This is a genomic window from Bartonella sp. AP150HLJHH (assembly GCF_042196385.1).
Taxonomy (GTDB): domain Bacteria; phylum Pseudomonadota; class Alphaproteobacteria; order Rhizobiales; family Rhizobiaceae; genus Bartonella.
This window is the reverse complement of the sequence record NZ_JBHIQC010000043.1, coordinates 1-7,266: the sequence shown is the minus strand read 5'-3', so window position 1 is coordinate 7,266 and position 7,266 is coordinate 1. Positions and strand designations below refer to the sequence as shown.

Below are 7,266 nucleotides of genomic sequence, written 5' to 3'. Positions count from 1 at the left end.
ATGAAGTTTGAGACATTGAATTATGCTATTCAGGATGTTCGGAAAGAAGCAAGACAAGCTGCTGCTATTGGTCTAGCAGTATCTAATTTAAGCTATGACGATACACCGGGAAAATTAAGTTTTTCACTTGGTACGGGTGTATGGCGCAGTCAATCTGCACTTGCTATTGGTGCTGGTTATATGTCTGAAAATGGAAGATTTCGCTCTAACGTATCTGCAACGAGTGCTGGGGGACATTGGGGTGTAGGTGCTGGATTTAGGGTAACACTGAATTAACAATAGAAAATTCGAAATAAATTTTCCTTCTCTTATCAAATGCGTTACATGTGCCATTTAAAGAGAAGGAAAGTTATTTTCATCATAAATGAATAGCAATAGAAGATAAGGGCGTATTTCGAGTAAAAATATATTTTTTGTGAAATTTTATATGAAAAAATCATTTATCACCTCCAAAAGGAATTATTTGAGTAATCGATATTTATTTTTAAGAGAGTTTTGCCTTCTTGTCTCATCAGACAAGGGTAAAAATTTTATAAGAAGTGATATTTTACACAGAAATTCATAGAGTAGTATACTTGTAAAGTTTTATAATAATACTTGTAAAGTTTTATAATAATAATCTTTAGTGGGACTAATTTTAGTTACAGTGAAACATTTTAACAAAAAAAACTACAAATGCAGAGGGATGTTTTCATATAAATTAACAGAGTACGTGTAACCGCACAATATTTGAAAACTACACAGTTTATAATTTTATAATAGAAATATCCACGAGGAGTATTCTTAAAGAAATAAAAAGTCTCATTTCTTCCTTGCTATTTTTTAATAATCTGTATAGAGTACGAAAAATTAATTAAAAGAAACTAGAAATCTTTTCGCAAAGCGGGGTGCGGTAAGTTATGGCAAAATTACAAAATCACAATTATCTGATCTCAAAGAGCTTTAAGAGATATAAATATAAAACTCAGGAATATCTCGCTTATTTTCACGCCAAAAGCGCAATAACCCTACAAAAAACGCTCTAAATTACTCAACAAACAACTTAACTCCCTTCCGCAATAAACATTTTATTGCCTCTTAAACACACAACCCCTAATAATAGTATACAAACATGTTTTTTCTACACTTCTTTCACCTTTCTTCACCTTTAAATTTAAAGGCTCTGCTGAAGAAAAACACCCCTCCTTAAAGGGGAATAAATAAAAACCACATTAATTGGACTATCGATCAACGTCGACTTCTATCTCATTGATATCTTAGATAGTCCTCTTCCGCATTATGACAACCCTAATCTTTTATAAAATAAGAAAAAACAATCTCCGGAGTTTAGTAGCACCGGAATATGTCTTTTTGATGTTTTAAATATCTTTTTTTACTTAGAGGATTTATTATGAAAAAAATATATACCACACCACACACGCTAGCAGTGAGTAATTTAAAAAATTCTTGCTCGTCTTATCGATTACCTTTTATTAAAACGCTTTCATTAGTGTCAGTAGCTGTCTTTTTATCAAATGCTTCTCCTGTTTTTGCTTGTGATCTTTGGGGTAATGTAGCACAGTATTTTGGCGGAGGTGCAAATATACGTAAAAGTATTGCGCCAACCTATATAATTAGCGGTGGTGTCTATAGAGATGTTGGCTCTGCGTTTGAAAAGGTAAATAGAGAGTTCCAAGGTGTTTATCAGCAGTTTCAGATAATCTCGTCCAATCATCTTGTTCAGCAAAATTCTGCAGGGACTATTACAGTTGGTGCGACCAAAGGCGGCACTGTAGTAGACTTTACAAATAATTCTCGTGCAGCGCGGGTTCTTACTGGTGTTGCTGATGCTGCGCTTAGTCCAACATCGAATCAAGCAGTCAATGGTTCCCAGCTTTATAAATTGGGCTCTGCGATTGCGAAATCTTTTGGTGGTGGTGCTGGATATGATTGCTATGGAGAATGGATAGTTCCTACTTTTACGGTTAACGTCGTTGGGGAAAGTGGTAAGGGAACTGTAAAGCACTATAAAAATGTTGCGGATGCATTTACTGGCGTAGGTGATTCTTTTGTAAATCTTAATAAAAAGGTTGAAAATTTATTCCTTAGTGCGATCGGTGATCAACTTGTTCGCCAAAATTCTGCAGGCGTTATTACAATTGGTGCAAACAAAGGTGGCGCTGTAGTAGACTTTACAAATGCTTATCGTGAGGCGCGGGTTATTACTGGTGTTCGTGATGGTGCGGTTAATCTAGTATCGGAGCAAGCGGTCAATGGTTCCCAGCTTTTTAAATTGGGCATTGTGGCTATGAAGTCCTTTGGTGGTGGTGCTGACTATCAAGATGGAAACTTGCGTTCGCCTACTTTTACGGTTAAGGTTTTTGATAAGGATGGTAATGGAACTGAAAAGGACTATCATAATGTCGCGGATGCATTTACTGGCGTAAGTAGTTCTTTCACGAATCTTGATAAAAAGATTGAGAATATAGTCATTAATGCAGCAGGTGATAGTCTTGTTAAGCAAGATGCTACGTCAGGACTTATTACTATTGGTGGCAAAGTAAGTGGAACTAAGGTAAGTATTGCAAATATTGATAATGCGGCACGGACTCTTTCTGGTGTTAATGCTGGTTCGATTACAGCAACATCGACTGATGCGATAAATGGCTCTCAACTTTATTCCATGGGCCATGCAATTGCAGGCTATTTTGGTGGCGGTGCTGACTATCAAGATGGGAAATGGAGTGCTCCTACTTTTACGGTTAAGGTCTTTGATAAGGATGGTAAGGGAGCTGAAGAGAACTATACAAATGTTGCTGATGCATTTACTGGCGTAAATAGTTCTTTCACGAATCTTGATAAAAAGATTGAGAATATAGTTATTAATGCGGCAGGTGATAGTCTTGTTAAGCAAGATGCGGCATCAGGACTTATTACCATTGGTGGCAAAGTAAGTGGAGCTAGGGTAAGTATTGCGAATATTGATAACGCGGTGCGGACTCTTTCTGGTGTTAATGCTGGTTCGATTACAGCAACATCGACTGATGCGATAAATGGCTCTCAATTTTATTCCATGAGCAATCGAGTTGCTAGCTATTTTAGTGATAATGCTGGATATGATGAAGGTGGAAACTGGCGTGCCCCTACTTTTACGGTTAAAGTCTTTGATCAGAATGGTAGTGGGACTGAAAATAACTATGAAAATGTTGCCGATGCACTTACTGGCGTAAGCAGTTCTTTTACAAATCTTAATAAAAAGATCGAAAGTGTGACAGGTGATAGTTTTATTAAACAAAATAGCGCTGGGCTTATTACGATTGGTGGAAGCAAAGGTGGCGATAGAATAGATATTGCAAACAGCATTAATGCCTCACGAATTCTCTCTGGTGTTAGGGGCGGTGCTTTTAATAAAGACTCGACCGAAGCAATAAATGGTGGTCAACTTTATCGTATGACTCAGGCATTTGCGAGTTATTTTGGCGGTGGTGCTGGGGTTAATGAAAAAGGAAAATGGGTACCTCCTACTTTTACAGTTAAAGCCTTTGATAAGGATGGTAATGAGACTGAAAATACGTATACGAGCGTTGCGGATGCCTTTGCTGGCGTTAATAGTGCTTTCACAACTTTGAATCATGAGATTGTTGAGATAAAGAAAACCGGTTCTGGTGAAAAAACTAAGCCATCTCAAAATGGTGATAATATTTCAGACGACTTTCCTTTTATGAGAAGCGCATCTGTAAAAAGATCGTCTCGCGCCCTAGGTGATGTGAAGGCTCCAACTACGGTAACTATTGCTGCTAAGTCACCATTAACTCAAGTAAGTTTTATGGATGCTAATGGTAAAAGTCGGCGTCTTTTTGACATTTCTGCTGGTGATATTTCTGTTAACTCAAGCGATGCAATCAATGGTGCACAGCTCTATTCGATAAGCAACCAGATTGCTGCTTATTTTGGTGGTGGTTCTGGGTATCAAAATGGAGAATGGAGCGCTCCTACTTTTACAGTTAAAGCCTTTGATGAGAAGGGTAATGAGACTGAGATAAAATATAGCAGTGTCGCGGATGCCTTTGCTGGTGTTAATAATGCTGTCACAACTTTGAATCATCAGATTACTAAGATAAAGGACAGCAATATTGTCAAGCCAATGAATATACCATCTCAAAATGGTGATAATATTTCAGACGGCTTTCCTTTTATGAGAAGCGCATCTGCGAAAAGCTCATCTGCTGCTAGATTACCATTAGCTAATGAAGAAAAGGGAGCGTATGACGTTAGTCGTAAAGGAGTAGCGAGTAAGATTACTAATGTAGAAAACGGTGTTGTAGACGACACTTCTCAAGACGACATCAGTGAAAGCCAATTTGAGCGCGTTAGCCAAAGGGTTAGCAGTCTTGAAGAGAAGGCAAAAGATTTTGATCAGAAAGTAGACAAAATCGACCAAGAAATGCTCTACGTCGTTAAGTATGATAAAGATGAAGCGGGTCATAAGACCAATAAGATCTCTTTAGTAGGTGCTGATGGAAGTCAACCGGTCGTGATTGATAATGTAGGAGATGGCAGAGTTGAAGCAGGTTCTAAGAGAGCAGTAAATGGTAATGAGGTGTATGATTTCACTCAACAGCAGATGAAGAGTGTTCTTGATGATGCGCACGAGTATACGAATAAGGAGGTCGGTAGTGCAAGAAACGAGGCAAAATTCTATACTGATATGAAGTTTGAAGCATTAAGTTATGATATTAAGAATGTGCGCAAGGAGGCAAGGCAAGCTGCAGCGATTGGTTTAGCAGTGTCTAACTTACGTTACTTCGATGATCCAGGTTCTTTGAGTGTTTCATTTGCTGGCGGTTTGTGGCGTGGCCAATCTGCCTTTGCTATTGGTGCAGGTTATACCTCTGAAGATGGCAAGATTCGTTCTAATCTATCAGCAACCAGTGCCGGAGGTCAGTGGGGCGTAGGTGGTGGAATAACTCTGAAATTAAAATAACACCAGAGAATACAAAAAACGACAATTTAACCAAAATTTCGCCCTTGTCTCATTAGGCAAGGGCGAAATTTTTTATTATAGAGAAGTAATATTTTACATAAAAAGTTATAATTATAACTCTCATAACAATATGCTCTACAGTACTCATCTTAGTGAGGCTGATTTTAGTGAGAAGTGAATCAATTTAACCAAAATTTTACAAATTCAGAGTAATATCTGCATATAAATTACTAGAGTGCGTAATTGCACAGCATTTTAAAAGTGTACGTTCTATAATTTCACTGATAGAAAATATCCATTGGGGGGATATGTTTAAAAAATCAAAAATCACATTTTATTATTTTGTTTATTTGCTCTGTACACAAACAGTAGCCGCAATTATGAGTAAGACTCATTTTGTTCAAAAGGGAACAACTCAAACAAGCTATGAAGCAGAATCTCTAGCCTATAGAGTATGTAATAAAGCTATGAATTTTAAAATCATAAAGATATTGCACGATTACATAAACGAGAAAGACTCATTCTGTTAAAATAATAAAACTCATTTTCTTCTTGCTATTCTTCTTAATAGTCTATAAAAGAGTAAATGAGTCCCCAATAAGACTCATTCTAGTAAAAACAGAATAAATTTCTCGCAAAGGGAGGTGCGATGAATTATGAAAAAATCACACAACTACCATAACTGTATTTTAAGCTCTTCAAAGAAAAAGTTCTTAAGCGCTGAAAGTGCACCGCTTACCCTTACGGTAAAAGCGCAATAACCTCATAAAAACACTCTAAACTACTCACCAAACAAACCAAACCTCTAACAATAAAAACTTTATTGCTTTTTAAGCACACAAAATAAGTTCTTTTATTTCAAAAAATATAAACCACGTATCTAACAGTAGCGCGCAAATATGTCTCTTTTATGTCGATTTCATCTTTCTCCCCATCCTCAAATTCATAAACTTTGTTGCAAGAAAACACCCTACTTAAAAGCGAGAAAAATCAAAACCTTAACCTTACCGAAGTTCTAACCACCGCTGTCGACCTCTGCGACAAACCCCAAACTTTATAAAGAACAAGGAAATACCATACCCCTAAATCACCTTTAGCGCTGAAATGTGTCTTTTTAATGTTCTAAATATATGTTTTTTACTTGGAGAATTTGTTATGAAAAAATTATATACCACACCAAAAACGCTAGTGGTGAGTGATTTTAAAAATTCTTGCTCGCTTTATCGATTGCTTTTTATGAAAGCGCTTTCAGTGGCTTCGGTGATTATCCTTTTATCACATGTTTCTCCTGTTTCTGCTGCTACTCAGATTTTTAATAACATATCAAACGATTTTAGTGGTGGTACAAATGTGCTTAAAGGTATTCCGCTATCCTATAGAGTTGGCAGCAAACTGTATAGAGATATTGACATTAACACTACATCTATGGGGAGTGAAGATACCTTCAAAAACTTAAGATCTAACATTAAATTTGAGATTAAAGTTGCTTTGGATACTGCATTTGCGGGGATGGAAGGTTTTAAGGAAGGTTCTAAGAACGTAGCGGATGCATTTTCTAGTATTAATTTCACAAGTTGGAATCGTCAGCTTACTGAGATAAAGGAAAACCCTGCTATTGGGGAGAAACAAAAAAATCCATCGCAAGGTGATGATCGGCATGAGAGTGCAGACAACGTTCCTTTTATGAGAAGCTCATCTCGTGCTAGAGATGGAAATGCGATAACTATTGGTGCTGAGACACCACACACTCAAATAGATTTTACGAATAATAAAGGTGAAGCACGGACTCTTTTGGGTGTTGCTGCTGGTGATCTTTCAAAAAACTCAACCGAGGCAGTAAATGGTTCCCAGCTTTATACGTTAGGCACTGGGGTTGCAAAATCTTTAGGTGGTAAAGCTAAGTATGAGAATGGCACATGGACAGCTCCGACTTACGAGATCTCTAATGTTTCTGCAGATGGTGATGTGGGAAAGACGAGCTTCAATGATGTTGGTAGTGCCTTTGCGGGTCTTGATACGAGTGTCAAGAATGTGAACACTCATCTGTCTAATGAGGTTAAAAAGTTTGAGGATAAACTAAGTAATATTACTCAAGCGGTTAATGGTGATGCTTTATTATGGAGCGACACTGCACATGCCTTTGTAGCGACGCATGGGGACAGTAAAGAGAACAACAAGATAACGTCTCTTAAAAATGGAGATATTAGTGGAACTTCAACGGATGCCGTAGCGGGTAACCAGCTATATGCCCTAGGGAGCGATGTTGCGAAGTCTTTAGGTGGTAAAGCTAAGTATGAGAATGG

At 37.4% G+C, this 7,266-nt stretch carries 2 protein-coding genes and 1 pseudogene; all 3 read left to right on the top strand.

Annotation, left to right across the window (positions count from 1 at the left end; translation table 11 throughout):
- The coding region (locus ACFING_RS08800) for a YadA-like family protein (protein WP_375612590.1) at nt 1-276 on the top strand (276 nt) is incomplete at its 5' end.
- A 1,114-nt stretch (nt 277-1,390) separates the two neighbouring features.
- Entirely contained in the window at nt 1,391-4,963 is a 3,573-nt protein-coding gene (locus ACFING_RS08795; RefSeq protein ID WP_375630528.1) for a YadA-like family protein, read from the top strand.
- Between the two features lie 1,155 nt (nt 4,964-6,118).
- Nucleotides 6,119-7,266: pseudogene (locus tag ACFING_RS08790) on the top strand (hypothetical protein); the annotation flags it as partial.

Excerpts from the sequence above, each read along its gene's own strand:
- ACFING_RS08795 (WP_375630528.1), top strand. The coding sequence starts at position 1,391 with ATGAAAAAAATATATACCACACCACACACGCTAGCAGTGAGTAATTTA.